The organism is Tateyamaria sp. (assembly GCF_039940735.1).
GTDB lineage: Bacteria > Pseudomonadota > Alphaproteobacteria > Rhodobacterales > Rhodobacteraceae > Tateyamaria.
On record NZ_JBDVGB010000001.1, the window covers coordinates 14,004 to 31,885 of the forward strand.

General features: G+C 57.1%; 20 protein-coding genes. 9 read left to right on the forward strand and 11 right to left on the reverse strand.

All coding sequences use genetic code 11. From position 1 onward, the window contains the following. Position 1: 1 nt before the first annotated feature. Together ABJF76_RS00080 and ABJF76_RS00085 are read right to left on the reverse strand one after the other, a co-directional pair. A complete protein-coding gene (locus tag ABJF76_RS00080) occupies positions 2-1,150 on the reverse strand; it encodes a M24 family metallopeptidase (RefSeq protein WP_413822473.1) in 1,149 nt (382 codons plus the stop codon). Continuing rightward, the gene (locus ABJF76_RS00085) at positions 1,147-2,187 is read right to left on the reverse strand and encodes a pyridoxal-phosphate dependent enzyme (protein ID WP_413819732.1); all 1,041 of its coding nucleotides are present in this window, start codon (positions 2,185-2,187) and stop codon (positions 1,147-1,149) included. The genes ABJF76_RS00080 and ABJF76_RS00085 overlap by 4 nt, the downstream gene beginning before the upstream one ends. Before the next feature lie 303 nt (positions 2,188-2,490). Here ABJF76_RS00085 and ABJF76_RS00090 point away from each other — a divergent pair, with 303 nt between their 5' ends. Continuing rightward, a complete protein-coding gene (locus tag ABJF76_RS00090; RefSeq protein ID WP_413819731.1) occupies positions 2,491-3,618 on the forward strand; it encodes a beta-ketoacyl-ACP synthase III in 1,128 nt (375 codons plus the stop codon). Here ABJF76_RS00090 and ABJF76_RS00095 read toward each other — a convergent pair. From ABJF76_RS00095 to ABJF76_RS00105, 3 genes are all read right to left on the reverse strand, one after another. Further along, entirely contained in the window at positions 3,579-5,513 is a 1,935-nt protein-coding gene (locus ABJF76_RS00095) for a patatin-like phospholipase family protein (protein ID WP_413819730.1), read from the reverse strand. The genes ABJF76_RS00090 and ABJF76_RS00095 overlap by 40 nt on opposite strands. A gap of 171 nt (positions 5,514-5,684) precedes the next feature. Continuing rightward, positions 5,685-6,416, reverse strand: a complete 732-nt coding sequence (gene arsH, locus ABJF76_RS00100; protein ID WP_413819729.1) for an arsenical resistance protein ArsH — start codon at positions 6,414-6,416, stop codon at positions 5,685-5,687. Next, the gene (locus ABJF76_RS00105; RefSeq protein WP_413819728.1) at positions 6,409-6,867 is read right to left on the reverse strand and encodes a hypothetical protein; all 459 of its coding nucleotides are present in this window, start codon (positions 6,865-6,867) and stop codon (positions 6,409-6,411) included. The genes arsH and ABJF76_RS00105 overlap by 8 nt, the downstream gene beginning before the upstream one ends. Before the next feature lie 545 nt (positions 6,868-7,412). Between ABJF76_RS00105 and ABJF76_RS00110 the strand changes: the two genes are divergently transcribed. Next, positions 7,413-7,994, forward strand: coding sequence for a thymidine kinase (locus tag ABJF76_RS00110; RefSeq protein WP_413819727.1), 582 nt, complete (start codon positions 7,413-7,415; stop codon positions 7,992-7,994). Positions 7,995-7,996: 2 nt separating this feature from the next. Here ABJF76_RS00110 and ABJF76_RS00115 read toward each other — a convergent pair whose 3' ends face one another. The 4 genes from ABJF76_RS00115 to ABJF76_RS00130 are packed head-to-tail and all read right to left on the reverse strand — an operon-like array spanning position 7,997 to position 10,627. Next, positions 7,997-8,953 carry a 2-hydroxyacid dehydrogenase gene (locus tag ABJF76_RS00115; RefSeq protein WP_413819726.1) on the reverse strand — a complete coding sequence of 319 codons (957 nt, stop codon included), beginning with the start codon at positions 8,951-8,953 and terminating at the stop codon, positions 7,997-7,999. Next, a complete protein-coding gene (locus ABJF76_RS00120) occupies positions 8,950-9,288 on the reverse strand; it encodes a tRNA-binding protein (RefSeq protein WP_413819725.1) in 339 nt (112 codons plus the stop codon). The genes ABJF76_RS00115 and ABJF76_RS00120 overlap by 4 nt, the downstream gene beginning before the upstream one ends. Then, the gene (proC, locus tag ABJF76_RS00125; protein ID WP_413819724.1) at positions 9,281-10,093 is read right to left on the reverse strand and encodes a pyrroline-5-carboxylate reductase; all 813 of its coding nucleotides are present in this window, start codon (positions 10,091-10,093) and stop codon (positions 9,281-9,283) included. The genes ABJF76_RS00120 and proC overlap by 8 nt, the downstream gene beginning before the upstream one ends. A 33-nt stretch (positions 10,094-10,126) precedes the next feature. Further along, positions 10,127-10,627, reverse strand: a complete 501-nt coding sequence (locus tag ABJF76_RS00130; protein ID WP_413819723.1) for a YbjN domain-containing protein — start codon at positions 10,625-10,627, stop codon at positions 10,127-10,129. Between the two features lie 390 nt (positions 10,628-11,017). Between ABJF76_RS00130 and ABJF76_RS00135 the strand changes: the two genes are divergently transcribed. After that, entirely contained in the window at positions 11,018-11,458 is a 441-nt protein-coding gene (locus ABJF76_RS00135; RefSeq protein ID WP_413819722.1) for an N-acetyltransferase family protein, read from the forward strand. A gap of 236 nt (positions 11,459-11,694) precedes the next feature. Here the strand turns inward: ABJF76_RS00135 and ABJF76_RS00140 are convergent, their stop codons facing one another. Continuing rightward, a complete protein-coding gene (locus ABJF76_RS00140; RefSeq protein WP_413819721.1) occupies positions 11,695-11,934 on the reverse strand; it encodes an accessory factor UbiK family protein in 240 nt (79 codons plus the stop codon). A gap of 96 nt (positions 11,935-12,030) precedes the next feature. On the opposite strand from ABJF76_RS00140, the gene lgt reads away from it, so the two are divergent. The 5 genes from lgt (at position 12,031) to ABJF76_RS00165 (ending at position 16,101) form a co-directional block, all read left to right on the forward strand. Next, the gene (lgt, locus tag ABJF76_RS00145; RefSeq protein WP_413819720.1) at positions 12,031-12,927 is read left to right on the forward strand and encodes a prolipoprotein diacylglyceryl transferase; all 897 of its coding nucleotides are present in this window, start codon (positions 12,031-12,033) and stop codon (positions 12,925-12,927) included. Next, positions 12,924-13,985: a class I SAM-dependent methyltransferase gene (locus ABJF76_RS00150; protein ID WP_413819719.1), complete on the forward strand. Its 1,062-nt coding sequence runs from the start codon at positions 12,924-12,926 to the stop codon at positions 13,983-13,985. Before lgt ends, ABJF76_RS00150 begins: the two co-directional genes overlap by 4 nt. Beyond that, positions 13,982-14,737, forward strand: a complete 756-nt coding sequence (gene pgeF, locus ABJF76_RS00155; RefSeq protein WP_413819718.1) for a peptidoglycan editing factor PgeF — start codon at positions 13,982-13,984, stop codon at positions 14,735-14,737. The genes ABJF76_RS00150 and pgeF overlap by 4 nt, the downstream gene beginning before the upstream one ends. Before the next feature lie 251 nt (positions 14,738-14,988). Then, positions 14,989-15,129, forward strand: a complete 141-nt coding sequence (locus ABJF76_RS00160) for a hypothetical protein (RefSeq protein ID WP_413819717.1) — start codon at positions 14,989-14,991, stop codon at positions 15,127-15,129. A gap of 252 nt (positions 15,130-15,381) precedes the next feature. Next, on the forward strand, positions 15,382-16,101 hold the full coding sequence (locus ABJF76_RS00165; protein WP_413819716.1) for a Hint domain-containing protein: 720 nt from the start codon (positions 15,382-15,384) through the stop codon (positions 16,099-16,101). A 38-nt stretch (positions 16,102-16,139) separates the two neighbouring features. Here ABJF76_RS00165 and ABJF76_RS00170 read toward each other — a convergent pair whose 3' ends face one another. Continuing rightward, positions 16,140-16,640, reverse strand: coding sequence for an Lrp/AsnC family transcriptional regulator (locus tag ABJF76_RS00170; protein WP_413819715.1), 501 nt, complete (start codon positions 16,638-16,640; stop codon positions 16,140-16,142). Between the two features lie 181 nt (positions 16,641-16,821). On the opposite strand from ABJF76_RS00170, the gene trxB reads away from it, so the two are divergent. Next, a complete protein-coding gene (gene trxB, locus ABJF76_RS00175) occupies positions 16,822-17,763 on the forward strand; it encodes a thioredoxin-disulfide reductase (protein ID WP_413819714.1) in 942 nt (313 codons plus the stop codon). Positions 17,764-17,882 lie beyond the last annotated feature (119 nt).

Genomic DNA, 17,882 nt, shown 5'->3' on the forward strand with positions numbered 1-17,882 from the left:
CTTAAACCTCGGGAAGGGTGCGCGGCGCGGGTGTCGACAGATAGCGCGCGCTTGTTCCGGTGATCACGATGTTTTCTTCGTGCACCAAAGTGGCCCCGTTTGGCAATTCCAGCCCCGGTTCAAGCGTCAACACCATGCCCGGCGCAAGAACCGTATGATCGTCAGGGATCAACGAAGGCCATTCCGTCAACTGCATCCCCAGCCCGTGCCCATACCGCCCCGCATCCGACCCACCTGCTCCGCCTGTCAGCACGCCGTCCATGACGTGAAACAGATCGGCGGCCGTGGCACCGGGACGCGCAGCCGCAAAACCTGCGTCAGAGGCGTCGATCAGGCGGGCATAGGCGGATGTGCTTGCTTGGGTCGCAGCACCCACCGACCAGTTGCGGTCAAAGTCGCTAAAGTAGCCATCTTTGACGACGCCCGTGTCCAGCATCAGCACGTCCCCGGCGGCAAGGGGGGCGTCCGTGGCGGGGGCGATAATGTCTCCGTATCCACCCTGACCTGCGCCACCTGCAACGTAAGAAACCCAGTCGGCGCCTTCCTCAAGGCAAAGCATCTGAAAGCGGCGGAACACGTCGGACAGAGGCACACCTTTTGCGGCGATCTCGGGAACGCGTGCAAAGGCGGCGTCTGCTATGGCGCAGGCGGCGGCGATTTTGTCGATCTCGGCCTTGGATTTGGTCATGCGCAAGGTTTGGATGATATTCGCATCGCCGCAGTAGGTCCGATCCGGCAACGCGCGTTGCAAGGCGTCCCAACTGTTTAGCGGCAAACGCAAATGCGTTTCCGGGCCAGAGGGCACACCGATGCGCCCGTTGGTCGGGACGATTTCGCCCAATGCCTGCGCCAAAAGGGACACGCCGTCATCTGTGTAATCCGGACTGCGCCACGTGCGGATGTCGCGCACCCAAGTGGCGCGCATCAGCGGCGCGCCAATGGACGGGATCACGGCGATGGGGTCGCCCTGCGCGGGGATTACAACAAACCACGGACGCGTCGGGCTTTCCCAAAACCGCGTTAGAAAACCGGTAAAATAACGAACCTCAGGTTCCGTGGTCAAAAGCAGCGCATCAAGGCCCGCCTTGGCCATCAACCTTTGGGCGTTTGCCACACGGGTTTGAAATTCTGACGCAGGGAAGCCACTCACGTTTCGGCCTGTTCGGACAAGATGATCAGCACGCGCGATGCCGCATCAAGGCCCAACACGGTTCGATCTGCCGCCAACAGCCCTGCGATCCCAGCGGCCCCTGATGGGGTACTTTCGAACCCGTGCGCGGCACTTTGATCGGCGCCCACCGCACCTTCTGCTTCGCTAATCGTCATAAAGTGGTCCGCATCGCGCGCCAAACCTTTGAGCGCAATCAACGACGGCACTTTGCAATCAAGCCGGCCCATGGCCGATGATGGGCCTGTGGTTTCAATCGGTGCGCCGGCCTCAACGCTCGCGATCAAGCACGGAGCGGCGTCTGGTTCCACCACAGTAATGCGGGTTGCATCACCCCATGTGGCCCGCGCCAGCGCAGCGCAAGCCCCGGCAAGGCCGCCTACTCCGGCTTGCAAAAACAGGTGCGTCGGGGGGGAATCGATTTGCGTGAACACCTCGGCCATCAGCGCGAGGTACCCTTCCATCAACACGTGGGGGCGGCTGGTGTAGTCCACCCAAGAACTGTCCGACAGCAAGATCGCGCCCCTATCAGCCGCGTTTTGCATGGCGGCGTCCATGCTTGCTTCATAATTGGCACCGGCGCGCACCACCTCGGCGCCCATGTCGCGCAACCGTTCGGCAAAAACTTCGGGCACCGTTTGGGCCAGAAAAATCACGGACCGCGCCCCAAAAGCGGCGGCACCGGCGGCGACCGAAAGGCCGTGATTGCCGGCACTCGCCGTCACATAGGTTGCGCCGCGCGCTTTGCCCTTGGCCGCATCCGAGGCGATGACATAAGCCGCCCCAAGTGCTTTGAAGCTGCCCAAACCCATACGGGTGCGTTCGTCTTTGATCTGCACTTGGGCCACGTTGCTGGCTGTCGCCACTGTCGGGGCGTCAACCAAAGGCGTGATCCCAGCATGTGGGCACCGTGCCAACAGCGCCTGTGGCGCATCGGCATTTATGCTGGGGTATGGCACATCTGTTAGGTCCTTATGTGACAGGCCCACGGCGCGAAACGGGTTTGATATCATACGCATGGCTTACCCCCTCACGCGACAGAACAAGACTGTGCAGGCAAACGATGTGTGCCATGCAGAGCGCGCGAGCCGTTAGCGGCGATAATTATCATTTTGCGACCTTCCTTTGCGTGTCTGCGCGGGATCACAATGCGCAAGGTTCGCGCAGCACACAAGCACCTGCTTGGGCGGCCTTTCAAAACGCCGCCCACCTGCAAGTCTACGTTACGTCACCCCCAAGCCACACAGCCCCGCGCCCTTGCGAGGGGGCATACCCGCCTATAGGTACATTGAAACCTTGATCACCCAACTAAGGGGCGCACCATGTCATTTACGCCAGCCATCACCGGAACAGGTGTGTTCACACCCGAAATGTCCATTTCGAATGCGGAACTGGTTGTGGCATTCAACGCCTATGCCGATCGCTACAACGCGGAAAATGCCGATGCGATCGCTGCAGGTCAGCTTGATGCCAAAGCACATTCTTCAGAAGAATTCATCGTCAAAGCATCGGGCATCGAACGGCGTTACGTGATGGACAAATCCGGCGTGTTGGACCCCGAGGTCATGCACCCCCTGTTGCGCCAACGCAGCGATGACGAGCCTTCGATCATGGCAGAAATGGCTGTGGACGCAGCGCATAAAGCACTTAAGGCTGCGGGCAAAACAGCCGCAGACGTGGGCGCGGTTATCTGTGCCGCATCCAACCATGAACGCGCTTATCCGGCAGTGGCCATCGAAATTCAGGCCCTTTTGGGTGTTCCGGGCTTTGCATTTGATATGAATGTTGCTTGCTCATCCGCCACCTTTGGCATTCAGGCCGCGGCGGATATGGTGCGCTCGGGCTCGATCAAATCGGCCCTAGTGGTGAACCCTGAAATCTGTTCTGCCCATCTGGAATGGCGCGACCGGGATTGCCATTTCATCTTTGGTGATGTGGCAACGGCTGTGCTGATTGAACGGATCGAAGACGCCAAAGGCCCCTATTTCGAGATCAAATCCACCCGGTGCGCCACCGAGTTTTCCAACAATATCCGCAACAATAACGGCTATTTGCGCCGCTCTCGCCCTGATGGGGTCCAAGACCGACGAGACATGCAATTCATGCAGAACGGGCGCAAAGTTTTCAAAGAGGTCGTGCCAATGGTCAGCCAACATGTGACCAGTCACATGGACGACCAAGGCATCGCGGCGGATCAGCTCAAGCGTCTTTGGCTGCACCAAGCCAACAAATCGATGAACGACTTTATTGGCAAAAAGGTACTGGGGCGCGTGCCTTTGCCCGTAGAGCAGCCCAATATCTTGCAAGATTACGCCAACACGTCTTCGGCGGGATCAATCATCGCATTCTCGCAAAACTCAAGCGACCTCAGCCCCGGCGACTTGGGCATTATCTGCTCGTTCGGAGCAGGCTATTCCGTCGGCTCTGTGATCGTTGAGCGGGGCGGTTGAGGCACTGCGTTCTGGCTTGAGCCCTCTTCGCTGAACGCATCCAATTGTTCGGCGACCCCGCGCAAACGTTGAATTTGTCGATCATAGGTCTGTTCGGCAGATGCCGAGGACTGCAACATGCCGGAAATCTGTTCATAGGTCGTATCAAACAGTTCGCGCCCGCGTCTCCAATCCATAAAGCTCATGCCGCGTAACACCGATATGTTCAGCAACACATCATCACCGACATCGATTTGGCGCAACAATTTGCGGGCATTGACGACCATAGCACGAGCCAGCACTGAAAAGGCCGTTGGATGCTTGGGCACACCGCGTTTGGGTTTACGCGCAAGCCCGGTCAATGCTTCCAAACGCCCCGGAAAATCCTCATAGCGCGCTTTGGACATCCAAGGTTTGCCGGGCAGGAAATTCAACACCACATTGTTGCCCGCCTTAAGATCGCGCATCGCGCCAATCGGCACATTGTCGATCAAGCCGCCATCAATCAGCACTTCGCCATTGTCATGCAAGAACGGCGGAAAGACCCCCGGAATGGCCGTCGAGGCACAAATCGCCTGCCACAATGGCCCACGACGGATCACACTCACATCATTGTGGGTGAGGCTGGTCGCGATGGCGAAAAAATTGATGGGCAGGTCTTCGACGTTGTAGTCGGAATAGTGTTTGCGCAACGCCGCGTCCCGCACCCTGTGGTCCAGCAACGAAAAGCGCGGCACCGTCAGGCGCGACATCGCTTTGGAGCGCAGGAAAATATCCTCGCACTGCTCCATAACCTCGTCAGGGCCATGGCCCAGCGCCAAAGCCCCAGCCATCGCAGACCCGACACTGGTACCCCCAACAAAATCAAACACATAACCTTGTTCGTGCAGTGCTTTGATCGCCGCCAGATGCGCGGTGCCGTAAGATCCGCCGCCACACAAAACCAAACCCAACGCCTCGCCACGCACAAATCGCCCGATGCGGGCAAAATCAGCGGCGGTATCCAGCGCAAGATGATGATGCAGTCGCACGCGGCGACCATCAAGCCATCGCACCGTGTCAGCCGTGCTGTCCTGCGCCGTCGGCCGGTGCAAAATCACATGCAGGTGTGCGGGCAGCGTCGCATCAAAGATCGCATTTTCAAGGTCCGAAGGTGCGTCGGCTGCGGAAAAGCTACCGCTCTTCGGGGCGACAATCATAATGGTATCACTGTTGTTGGCAGACACTTGTTGCCAAACAGGGTGCGCCGCGGGGTCGCTACATATCAGCAGCAGGTTACCATGCTCGCGCTCTTGCGCCTCTAGCCATTGGGCCAGTGCGCCTGCGTGGTCGCGGGTCTGTGCGTCGCATGCATTGGCGTCCAACACAGTCCAACCCGATACGTCGTCAAAAGCGGCGCGTATGCCTGCGACAAATGCCGGATCCATGACGGCATCCGCACCGCCCGGAAACATCGCACACACCCGCCCCGCAACGGGGCGCAAATGTGGTGTCCCGGCAACCGTGCGTGCAAGACGACGTGACACAGCCGCCAAAATTCCATTGGCCAAGGCGGGCGTATGGGCTGCAAGCGCATCGTAAGCTGCGCGGCTTAGGCTCAAAACCGCACTATCGCGCGCAGCCACCACTGACGCGGTGCGCGTACCACCCGCAAAGAATGCCAATTCCCCGACAGGCTCACCTTTGGCAATTTCCGCGATCGCATGTCCGCCAATCAAAACGGTAAAGCGGCCGCGCAGCACGATATACAAAGTATCTGCCGCATCACCTTCTTCGATAAGATACACGCCGCGCCCGAACGTCTGATGCTCAGCCGTTTCGACAATGCGTTCCAGAACGTCCAAAGGAAGCGCGCTCAAACCATCAATATCACGCAGAAGGCCGATGACCTCGGCATTGGTCGTTTCTTCGTTCACAACCTCAACTCCCAACAACACCGTCAGAATGCACTGTCACAGACGGATCAATCAAGGTGCAGTGACGCGGCGTTACAGCACTTTCCCGACATTGAAACCAGCCCGACACAAGGGTCGGCGGGCGGGTGCCTTTTTGCACAAATGTGCAAAAACAGTCCCGGACCGACGGCATCAGCTGTCTTTAACAGAGACGCGCTTGTGCACCTCTTCAACACTTTCCACCCGTTCCGAATACCGATCCACCAGATAATCCGAACGTCCACGCACCATCCAAGTGAACTTCACCAATTCTTCCATCACATCCACCACACGGGCATAGAACGGCCCCGCAGGCAGACGCCCGTCTTTGAACTCTAACCATGCCTTGGGAATGCTTGATTGGTTGGGGATTGTCACCATGCGCATCCAGCGCCCAAGGATTCGCATTTGGTTCACAGCGTTAAAACTTTGCGACCCACCAGACACTTGCATCACAGCCAGCGTCTTGCCTTGCGTCGGACGGATCCCCCCCTGAAGCGATAAGGGCAACCAATCGATCTGCATTTTCATCACTCCTGTCATCGCCCCATGACGTTCAGGCGAAGACCACACCATACCTTCGGCCCAGACCGCTAGATCGCGCAGTTCGACGACTTTGGGGTGAGTCTCGTCCGCGCCGTCGACAAGCGGTAAGCCTGTCGGGTCAAACAGCCGTGTCTCGCACCCCAGATGGCGTAAAATTCGAGCAGATTCTTCGGCGGCACGGCGCGAATAGCTTTCCGCACGCAACGATCCGTAAAGTAAAAGAATGCGCGGTGGATGGCCCGGATCATTGGAGGCGCGCAAGTGATCAGTATCAATGTCAGTCAAAGCGGTTTGTACCAACGCTGGCAGATCATCTGCCCCAAGCGTCGTATCAACCACTTTCGTCTTCCAAATGCAGCTTCATATCGATCAAAACCTGCTGCAACATTGCCGTTTCTCTAAGCAACCTTTTGGCTTCGTTGACAGTGATGATGCCGTCTTCGATGGATTGCTGATATTCGCCCATCAACATCGCAAAGCGCTGACTAAGTGCGATCACATCAGTGTTCACCCCACCCGACCGCTGGTCATTGCGGCGGCGGTCGTCATGGTCAAGCGTAATGCCCTGCAATTCGGCCAAGGCGCTTGTCACATGCGGAAATTTGGCTTCTTTTTCCAAAGCAACAACGGCGTCAACCGGCATGAAGCGGTCGGCATGCTCTGGATTGTCCGAATAGTAACGCCCAAGTGTTGCCTTGGATTTCCCAGTCAATGCACAGGCCGGTTCGATCCCAACGTCCTTCACCAATGCCTCGGTGTGCTTCTTTAAATAACTGCCAAAACCAGCCATGTTGCGATGTCCTATCCCACAAAAGTGCCCTTGCAACCCCAGGTGAGGGGAATTTACGATCTCTTTTCCCATTAATCGTACCGAATTGAAATGTCATTTGTAACTCATCCCTTCGGTTTTTGGGATGTTAACGAGTATCCGATGCCCCCGACGTCGGAGCAGGGTGGGGTCCGACCCGTCTTCTGTCTCTACGGGAGCGACGGGCCAGCGCAAGCTGGCAGCAAGGTGGGTTGGCCCGCAAGTGGTCAAGTGTAAGTGGAGTTGGCACATTCCCCAAAGAGGTCGAGTTGTCTCTTTGTGCCGGCTTCATAGTAACCAGTATCCCGGTTCGGTCCGATGATTCCAAAGGCGTTTTATTAATGGCGCCACAGATCATCGGACCCACCCTAGGGCCTAGCCCACAAAATAGGCGCCACTGATGCTTGCATGCCTCAAAAGCGCTTGGCGCTGGAAGCAGGTTGCCTATGCACCGCAATTCGAATCGCTCTGAAAAGCCGCGCCATGGGTCTTGCCCCTGACGTGGACGCCATTTAAGCACCCGCGATATGGCAAAACTGTACTTTCACTATTCCACAATGAATGCGGGCAAATCGACCGTTTTACTGCAAGCCGCGCACAACTACCGCGAACGTGGAATGGAACCTTATTTGCTGACAGCTCAACTGGATGTTCGGGCGGGCGAAGGCCGCATTGCATCGCGCATCGGCATCGGGTCAGAGGCGGACGTATTTTCAACCACTGATGACCTTTTTGCACGGCTACAAACCCGCCATTCTGAATCTGCGATTGCTTGTGTCTTTGTGGACGAAGCTCAATTCCTGACCGAAGATCAAGTTTGGCAGCTTGCCCGCGCGGTGGATGACTTGAACCTGCCTGTTATGTGTTACGGTTTGCGCGTCGATTTCTTGGGACAACTGTTTCCGGGCTCCGCCACATTGTTGGCGCTGGCCGATGAAATGCGCGAGGTCCGCACCATTTGCCACTGCGGCAAGAAAGCCACGATGGTGATCCGCCGTGACGCATCGGGACGCGCGCAAGCGGGTGGCGCGCAGGTTCAGATCGGCGGCAATGACACCTATGTGTCGCTGTGCCGCCGTCACTGGCGCGAAGCAATGGCCGAAGAATAGCGTCAGACGCGGTTAGGCAAATCCTTGTCGCTGACAAATGCCGCGACATTGTCCACTGCCATCAGCCCCATCGCCAAACGCACCTCAAGCGCTGCCGTCCCTAGATGCGGCAACAGCGTGACATTATCCAATACGCGCAATGCCTCTGGCACCGCAGGTTCACGTTCATAGACATCCAGCCCCGCGCCGCCGATGGTGCCTGCTGCAAGCGCTGAAACCAGCGCGCTTTCGTCCACAACATCCCCGCGCGCGATATTGATAAAATGTGCGTGCGCTTGCATCGCGCCCAACACCTCGGTCGAGATCAGGTGCCGCGTTTCTGCCCCGCCTGGTACGGCTGCGACCAGAAAATCCACCTGCTGGGCCAAAGATGTCAGCGTCGCGACCCTGCTGGCCGGAAAGTCCAACGACTTTTGCGAGCGATTGACATAGTGCACGTCCATCCCGAACCCAAAATGACAGCGCTTTGCGATGGCTTGCCCGATGCGCCCCATCCCGACGATGCCGACACGTTTACCGCTCATGTGCAGGCCCAACATCTGCGTCGGATGCCATCCGGCCCAATCGCCGGCGCGTACCAACCGCTCGCCCTCGGCCGCACGGCGGGCAGACATGAGCATCAACATAACGGCGATATCCGCGGTGGCATCCGTCACAGCGCCCGGTGTGTTCGTTACCGCAACCCCCGCAGCAGTGGCTGCTTGTACGTCGATATGATTGTAGCCGACGCCAAAATTCGCCAACAGTTTGCAACGCGGGTTAGCCACATCCGCAAAGACCGCGGCTGAAAACTGATCACCCAAAGTCGGCAGAACGACATCAAAGTCGCGCAAAGCGCTGCGCAGTTCCGCATCCGTCAAAGGCAGCGTTTCTGGGCGCACCACCACCTCGTCACAGACCGCTTGCGCGGCGTCCACAACGTCTTGGGGCAAGAGTCGTGTGATCCAAAGCCGGGTCAATGCAGGCGTCCTCCGGTTGGGACGTCCTTGTCTGGTGTGGCCAGTACAATCGCGCCATCTGCGTCGGGAAAGCCTAGCACAAGCACTTCGGACATAAATGGCCCAATCTGACGCGGTGGGAAATTGACGACGGCCATGACCTGCCGCCCAACAAGGGTTTCGGGGTCGTAGTGCACGGTGACTTGGGCCGAGGTTTTGCGCTCGCCCAATTCGGGGCCAAAATCCACCCACATCTTGATCGCGGGTTTGCGGGCCTCAGGGAAAGGCTCAGCGCGTACAACGCGGCCCACACGCACATCGACTTTTAGAAAGTCATCGAATTCAATTTCAGCCACGGGCCAATTCCTTTGATCTTTGGGTTGCTGCACCAACGGCGCGTGGCAGTAAGGCGGGAAAACCCGCCTTTTCATCCATCAGCACCTCTAGGGCCGCTTGAGTTGTGCCGCTAGGGCTGGTCACGTTGATGCGCAATTGGGTCGGGTCATCTTGGGATTGCAACGCCAGCGCGCCGGCACCTGCAACCGTTGCCTTGGCCAGTTGCATGGCAAGCTCAGCAGGCAAGCCCTGCGCCACGCCCCCCGCCGCCAATGTTTCGATCATGTGGAACACATATGCCGGGCCAGACCCGCTGACGCCAGTCACAGCGTCCATCTGCGCCTCGCTGTCCAAATACACAACATCGCCCACAGCCGACAACAAATCAGCCGCTTCGTCCAAACCGCCCTGCCCGGCCGCATTAGCGCAGATCGCCGTGATCCCTTGACTGATGGCTGCAGGCGTATTGGGCATGGCACGCACAATGGGGGTTGTGACGCCAAAGGCTTCTTCGAATTTCGCGATCGGCGTTCCGGCGGCGATAGAGACAAACACCGTCTCGCCCCCCCCAAACGCGGCAATCGACGGCAAAGCATCACCCATCATCTGCGGTTTAACAGCGACCAAAACGACGGCTGGGGCATCCGGTAAAGGTTCGTTGATGTGAACACCTGTGCCATGCACCCAAAGCGACGGTTTCGGGTCAATGACCCACACGCGATCCGCGGGCAACCCGCGATCCAACCAACCGGCCAACATGGCCGATCCCATCTTGCCACAGCCCAAAAGTACAAGACCTTGGGCCGCGATACGTGTGTCTTTCATGGATCTTTCCCCCGCACTTGTCAGGGGCATAGATTACGCGCGGCCATAGGCCTCTGCAATGGCGACCTGCAACGCATCTGTTGGCGTGCGATCGCCCCAGATCAACAATTGCAGCGCAGGATAGTACCGCTCCGCGCTCATGACGGCGGCGCTGATCATGGTGTCGATCTGATCCGGGCTGGCCACTTGCCCCCCACTCAGCACCAAACCATAGCGGTAGACCATCAGCTTTTGTTCTTCCCAATAGGTGAACGACCCAGCCCAACATTGATCGTTGATCAGGTTCAGTAATTCATAAAGGGCAGGCAGTTTTTCGGCAGGTGGTTCCAGTTCAAACGTGCACACCATGCGCAGTGTTTCATCATATCCCGACCACGCAAGGGTCAGTGAATACGTGCGCCACTGGCCTTCGACAGCCATGGCGATCTGATCATCACCGATACGATCAAAGTCCCATTCGTGATGTTCGGCCAGATGTTCAACGATATCAATTGGGTGAATGTCGTCTTCTAGAAACTGCTCGGAAAGTGCCATGTCGCCACCTCTCATTCGCTAATAGCGCGTGGGATTTGTAGCGCCCCAAACGCTAGGTGCCTGCTCTAGAAACCGGGGCTATCCCCCGTGCCTCTACAAGATATGGTGACTGCGAGCATTTGATCTGGCAACCCTTTATTTGGGGATAACCGCAATAAGTTGGGGACAACCCGGTATAAGACGCAAGATGCAGGCATTCGTTGCGTGTAGGTGGTAAAGTCAGGTGCGGAGGCACAGGACAGCCAAAAGTAATCTGACGCTTGTTTGAGAGAGGGTTTGATATACGGCACGAAACGTGAGTTCGCTGCGGATGCGCCGAAGGCTGCTTTTAAGGGATTTTACGGTTATTAATTGAAACCAAAGTGTTCTTAGAATGGAATCGGAGTCTTCATGAAGTTGAATTACCGACTTGCTGAAGGATGCGACGGGCGCTCTTGTGCCGAAATAGTTCGAGACTGGAGCTTAGAGACACCTTGGCTGGGTCCACTCAACGATTTTGAAAGCGTTGTGGAATGGTGGACAGGCTGTTTGCTTCACGTTGGTACCTCCTGGGTTTGTGAGGAAAATGGCAAGGTGGTTGGGTTCTGCGTTCGGCAAGGCGATAATATTACCGGCCTTTATGTTGCACGTGATGCACGAGCCCGCCGTATCGGGAAGCGATTGCTCGATATGGCTAAGGTGGATCGAGAATGGATTACGGTATGGGCGTATGAACAAAATCCTCATGCTCGCAAGTTTTATCGCCGAGAAGGCTGTGTCGAGATTTCTCGTGAGATCGACGAAAGAACGGGACTAATCGACGTTGAACACCGATGGACACGGTCACAATAACTGGTGATGTTGTTGCTTTTCAGATTTCTATTTGCAGGCGCACAGAAAGCGGAGTGACTTGAAGCCAGACATTCAAGAGGGGCGCAGCACCTTGCACTCATTGCAGACATCCACACGCCAAAACGCGTATTCTGAACCGCCACTCCCACCCCAAAAACAAAAACGCCCGGACAAAATCCGGGCGATCACGTGCAAAGTGCAATCATTTGGAATGGCGCGGCAGCGCCTCCTTTGGGTTACTTGGCCTCAAGCGCATCCAGTCGCGCCTTTAGGGCCTCGTTCTCTTCGCGCGCCTTTTGCGCCATGGCGCGCACTGCGTCGAATTCTTCGCGCGTCACAAAATCGCGATCCGCAAGCCAGCGGTCCATCATGGATTTCGCCGCCGTTTCGGCTTCGTCCTTTGCGCCTTGGGCCACGCCCATCGCATTTGTCATCAGTTGCGAGATGTCGTCGAAAATCTTGCCACGTGCTTGCATCTATCGTCTCCAGTTCAGAACTTGTTCCATATATGGGGGCGCAGGCGGCCAAGGGCAAGCTTGACCTTGGCCCAGACCAAAGGCATTGAGTCGCAGATGAACGCATTGCTCCCCTTCCCCAATATCTCGCCTGAGATCTTTACGATTTCACTGTTTGGCATGGAATTTGCCCTACGCTGGTATGCGCTGGCCTACATTGCGGGGATAATCATCGGCTGGCGGCTGGTGGTGATGACGATAAAAACCCCTCGTCTTTGGATTGATCGTCAGCCCGTTATGACCCCGACCCAAATCGAGGACATGCTGACTTGGATCATCCTTGGCGTACTTATGGGCGGGCGCATGGGCTATGTGCTGTTTTATCAGCCGGGTGTGTATCTGGCCGATCCGCTGTCTATTCTAGCCATATGGGAAGGCGGCATGGCCTTTCATGGCGGCATGTTGGGCGTGGTGTTGGCCGCCTGGCTTTATACCCGCCATTACGGCATCAACAAATTGTCCGCGGCAGATGCCATTGCGCTTGGCGTCCCCCCGGGATTGTTGCTGGGCCGGTTCGCCAACTTTATCAATGCCGAATTGTGGGGCCGCCCCACAGAACTACCTTGGGGCGTTATTTTCCCCGGCGAAGCGGCGCAGTACTGCCCCCAAATCGTTGGGGCCTGCGCGCGTCACCCTTCGCAGTTGTACGAAGCCTTTTTGGAAGGTGTCGTGTTGTTGGTCCTGTTGCTTTGGATGGCATGGCGGCGCGAAGCGTTTAAGCGCCCCGGTTTGATGTGCGGTACATTTTTGGCCGGTTATGGTATCGCGCGCTTTGCTGTTGAGTTTGTGCGCCAACCTGACGGGCAATTTGTCGGACCCGGCAATCCGCTAGGTCTGGCATTTCAGTTGGGTGGTTATGGGCTGACCATGGGCCAAATGCTGTCGCTGCCGATGATCCTTTTGGGCGTGTACTTTGTTGTACGTGCCCGCAGAAAAGCCGCGCAACCGACATGAGCTTGCGCGACGATCTGGTGGCACGGATCGCCGCAACCGGGCCGATCACTGTGGCCGACTACATGGCCCAAGCGCTGCTTCATCCCACCAAGGGCTATTACAGCACCCGCGATCCTTTGGGCGCGGCGGGTGATTTTACGACGGCGCCAGAAATCAGCCAGATGTTTGGCGAATTGATCGGCCTGTGCCTTGCGCAAAGCTGGTTGGATCAAGGTGCGCCCGCCTCGTTTGTCTTGGCCGAGTTGGGACCGGGACGTGGCACCTTGATGGCCGATATCTTGCGCGCAACGGCCAAAGTACCCGGCTTTCACGATGCTGCAAATATTGTGCTGGTCGAAGCATCGTCCGTTCTGGCGGATCAACAGCGCGCGTTGCTTGGCCAGTATGATGTCACTTGGGTGGATGCGATGGCGCAGGTGCCAAACGGCCCGTTGTGGCTGGTTGCCAATGAATTTTTTGATGCACTTCCCATTCGTCAGTTCCAACGTGAAGGTGCCGCGTGGCGCGAACGCTGTGTGGGGTTGGACGGCGACGCGCTGGCCTTTGGCCTGTCGCCAACTGGTCCGCAACCGGCCCTTGATCACCGTCTTGAAGACACCAAAGACGGTGATTTGGTTGAACATTGTGCACCTGCCGTGGCCGTCACCCGCGACATTGGCGCGCGTATCGCAGCACTTGGTGGCGCCGCGCTGCTAATCGATTATGGCGATTGGCGCAGCCTTGGCGACACGTTCCAAGCTTTGCAGGCCCATGCCTCGGTTGACCCGCTCGACGCACCCGGCGATGCGGACCTGACGGCGCATGTGGATTTTGAGGCGCTCAGCAGTGCCGCCACCCCGGCCGCCTTTACCCGATTGACACCGCAAGGCGTATTTCTTGAACGGCTTGGCATTACGCAGCGTGCCCGCGCTCTTAGCACAGATTTGACAGGACAACGCCTTGAGGCCCATATCAAAGCACATCAGCGCTTGACCCACCCCGAAGAAATGGGAAACTTGTTCAAAGTGCTTGGCCTTTATCCCGCCAATGCCGCACCACCACCCGGACTGGAGCCATGACGCTTGAAATCCTAACCGCTGACAGCCTCGCCCCCATGCGCCACGGCTTTTTCACCCGCAAAGGTGGGGCTTCTTCTGGCGTATTTGAGGGGCTGAACTGCGGCACGGGCAGTTCGGACCAAACCGAGATCGTCGCCATCAACCGCGCCCGCGTGGCCGATGCCATGGGCGTTGCACAAGACCACCTTGCAGGTGTGCATCAAATACATTCAGCCGATGTGGTGGTTGTGAATGGCCCGCAACTGGAAAAACCTCGGGCTGATGCTTTGGTGACATCCACCCCCGGCATCGCCTTGTCCGTGCTAAGTGCCGATTGCCAGCCCGTGTTGTTCGCCGACGAAAAGGCTGGCGTGATTGGGGCCGCCCATGCCGGTTGGAAGGGCGCACAAGCGGGCGTGCTAGAGGCCACAGTCGATGCCATGTGCAACCTTGGGGCGACACGCGGCGCAATCCACGCGGTCATCGGCCCATCCATCAGCCAACGTGCCTACGAAGTCGGGCCAGAATTTTTTGAGACTTTCTTAGATGAAGACCCAGAAAACACCCGCTTTTTTGCAGGCGGAGACGGGGATCGGATGCACTTTGACTTGCCCAGCTATGGCCTGTCGCGCTTGCGTTCTGCCGGGATTGCTTCAGCGGAATGGACGCGGCACTGCACCTATTTCGATCCGGACCGGTTTTTTTCCTACCGCCGTTCCGTTCATGCCAAAGACCCTGACTATGGGCGATTGATTACTGCCATCGCGCTTTGAATTGGGCAAAAGGCGGGCTTATTTGGCCTCGCAATTGCCCTATTGCGTCTAAAATCCGTCGCTCAATTCCAATATTTTCCCTTAAAAACAATAGATTAAGTCGCACTGAATGCCGCCTTTTTTTGCTGCGTACTGTTTGCAAGTTTGTTGGAATTATCTTTGCCTCAGCCCAAAACCTGCCCGATTGCGCTGCCATGTTCAGGAACACAACAGCAGTACCGATCAAGGCACCCGAAAGAGGACCCGAGCAGATGACAAAACAACGTTTCATCAAATCCGCAATCCAAGCAGCAAAAGACGAAACGCCTCAGATGCCATGGGCCCGCGGCACCCGCCGCGCCGCTTTTATCGCAAAACGCCAAAACCCAGTGCCTTTACGAAAATCGGCATGACCGCGCCCTATTGATTCTCTTCTAAGGCGAATCTAAAGCGAACAAAATGTGGCATCCGTGCGTCATCGCGCGGCTACAATCCTTAACAAAAGCGCGCCATTGGTGCGTTTTTCGGCATTTACGTACCGCATTTCTTGACAGTTCCCGATAAATTGCCCAATTAACCTCCATTACTTTGACACATGGACGAGAACCATCTGTCGTCGTCGGTGGGGGCCGGCACAGATGTGACCACAACCAAGAGGTTACATAATGAATGTTTCTGCTGCCTTGCGCGCTCCACTTAAGGGTACCGAAGTTGCACGCCCAATGCGCACTTTCGATGTTGCGTCGTTGCGCGCAGACGGAAGCCGCAGCGTTTCAACCTTTAAAGCACCTGCGCTGCCGCTGTTTGAATCTGCTTTTTCAGCCTTTGCACATGGCGTGAACTTGGCCACTCCGTCGGGCACCATCCCAGTCGAGGATCTACTGCCGGGGGATTGGGTCAACACCTCATCCGGTGAACCGGCTCAGGTCGTCTGGATCGGGTCTTCGAATTTTGTACCAGCAGATACGGGGCGTCGCATGCCGCTGGTCCGGGTCATGGCAGACAGTTTCGGGCAAGCCCGCCCGTCCTCTTTCTTGACCGTTGGTCAAGGCGCGCGCTTGCTTCAGACCCCGCCACATTTGCGCGGCACAACGGGTGGGTCTGCGATGCTGACCCCCGTCAGCGCCTTTGTTGACGGTGTGAACGTGATCGAAGTGACGCCGCCGACGCAGATACGTCTGTTCCACATCTGCCTAACGCGTCACGCGGCCGTCGATGTGGGTGGTATGATGATGGAAACGTTTCATCCTGGCATGAACGCCACCCGTAACGTCAGTCACGCCCAACGGGATATGTTCTTGTCGATGTTCCCGCACGTGTCACACATCACCGATTTCGGACCTTTGGCACATCCGCGTGCCCCTGAAGTCGAACTGGCAAGCTGATCAAGCGCCTTTGGAGTGGGCCAATTGCGCCCACCTGATCAGGCGGATTTTGCCAACCGTGCCTCAAGCACATCAAATGGCACGCCCGGGGAATCCTTGGCTTGCCGGATCACCAACGATGTTTTGACGGATTCCACATTCGGTGTGGTCAACAGTTCGCTTGTCAGGAAGCTTTGAAAGCTGGACAGATCCGGTGCGACGCACTTCAGGATAAAGTCCACTTCACCGTTCAGCATGTGGCACTCGCGCACCAAAGGCCATGCACGGCAACGATCTTCAAATGCGCTCAGATCAGATTCGGCCTGACTGGCAAGTCCGACGTTTGCGAACACTTGCACCTCAAAGCCCAACACATGCGCATCAACGTCGGCGTGATAGCCGCGGATGTACCCGCTTTCTTCCAACGTTCGCACGCGGCGCAAGCATGGCGGCGCAGAAATACCGACGCGCCGAGCCAATTCAACATTGGTCATGCGCCCGTCGGCTTGCAGCTCGGCCAAAATTTTACGATCGATCGGATCCAGTCGCGTACTTGCCATCAGCGCACCCTCATTTTGCGGTTCTTATAAAGATAACCCGCGTAGACGCAATATTATTTCAAATTTCAGCAACATCTGAGAATTGTGAGCGATAACAAACGCAACGCACAATCGGGCTTCAAACCCGCCGCGCCAGCCCTTATATCCCAAAGAACTTTTCGCACGCCTGAAGGAGACTGCCATGCCCGAGACCAAACGCACCAAAGTTCTGATCATCGGCTCCGGCCCAGCTGGATACACCGCAGGCGTTTACGCCAGCCGCGCGATGCTAAACCCTGTTTTGGTACAAGGGATCGAACCCGGCGGGCAGTTGACCACCACGACCGAAGTTGAAAACTGGCCCGGCGACACCGAGGTTCAAGGCCCCGACCTGATGGTCCGCATGGAAGCCCACGCCAAGGCGATGGGCTGCGAAATCATCGGCGACATCATCAGTTCTGTCGATTTTTCCAAGCGCCCCTTTGTGGCGCAATCCGACAGCGGCACGGAATATGTGGCCGACGCGATCATTCTGGCCACCGGCGCGCGCGCCAAGTGGTTGGGTCTGCCGTCCGAGGAAAAATTCAAAGGCTTTGGCGTGTCTGCCTGCGCCACCTGCGACGGGTTCTTTTATCGCGGTCAGGAAATCGTTGTGATCGGTGGCGGCAACACCGCCGTCGAAGAGGCGCTTTTCCTCACCAACTTTGCCTCTAAGGTGACATTGATTCACCGCCGCGACGAACTGCGCGCCGAGGCGATCTTGATCGATCGGTTGAAGAAGAACCCAAAAATCGAACCGCTTTGGTTCCACGAATTGCACGAAGTCTATGGCTCTGACAGCCCGATGGGCGTCGAAGGCGTCAAGGTCAAACACACCAAAACGGGCGAGATCACGGACATCCCCGCCAAGGGCGTTTTTGTTGCAATCGGCCACGCGCCGGCCAACGAATTGGTCAAGGACGTGCTTGATACGCATATGGGTGGCTATGTGGTGACCAAACCCGACAGCACCGAAACCTCGATTCCGGGTGTGTTTGCGGCTGGCGATTTGACGGATCACAAATATCGTCAGGCTGTGACCTCGGCCGGGATGGGCTGTATGGCCGCGCTTGAGGCCGAACGGTTCCTAGCTGAAAACGAATAAGCCGCACGTTTCGCCCGATTTCACGTCGCCGCAGTTTTGGTTGCTTGTGCCAAACTTTGACGCCTAGCGCCCCTCAAAAGCTGCGGGGCGTTCAATTGACCTTATCGAGCACACAGGTC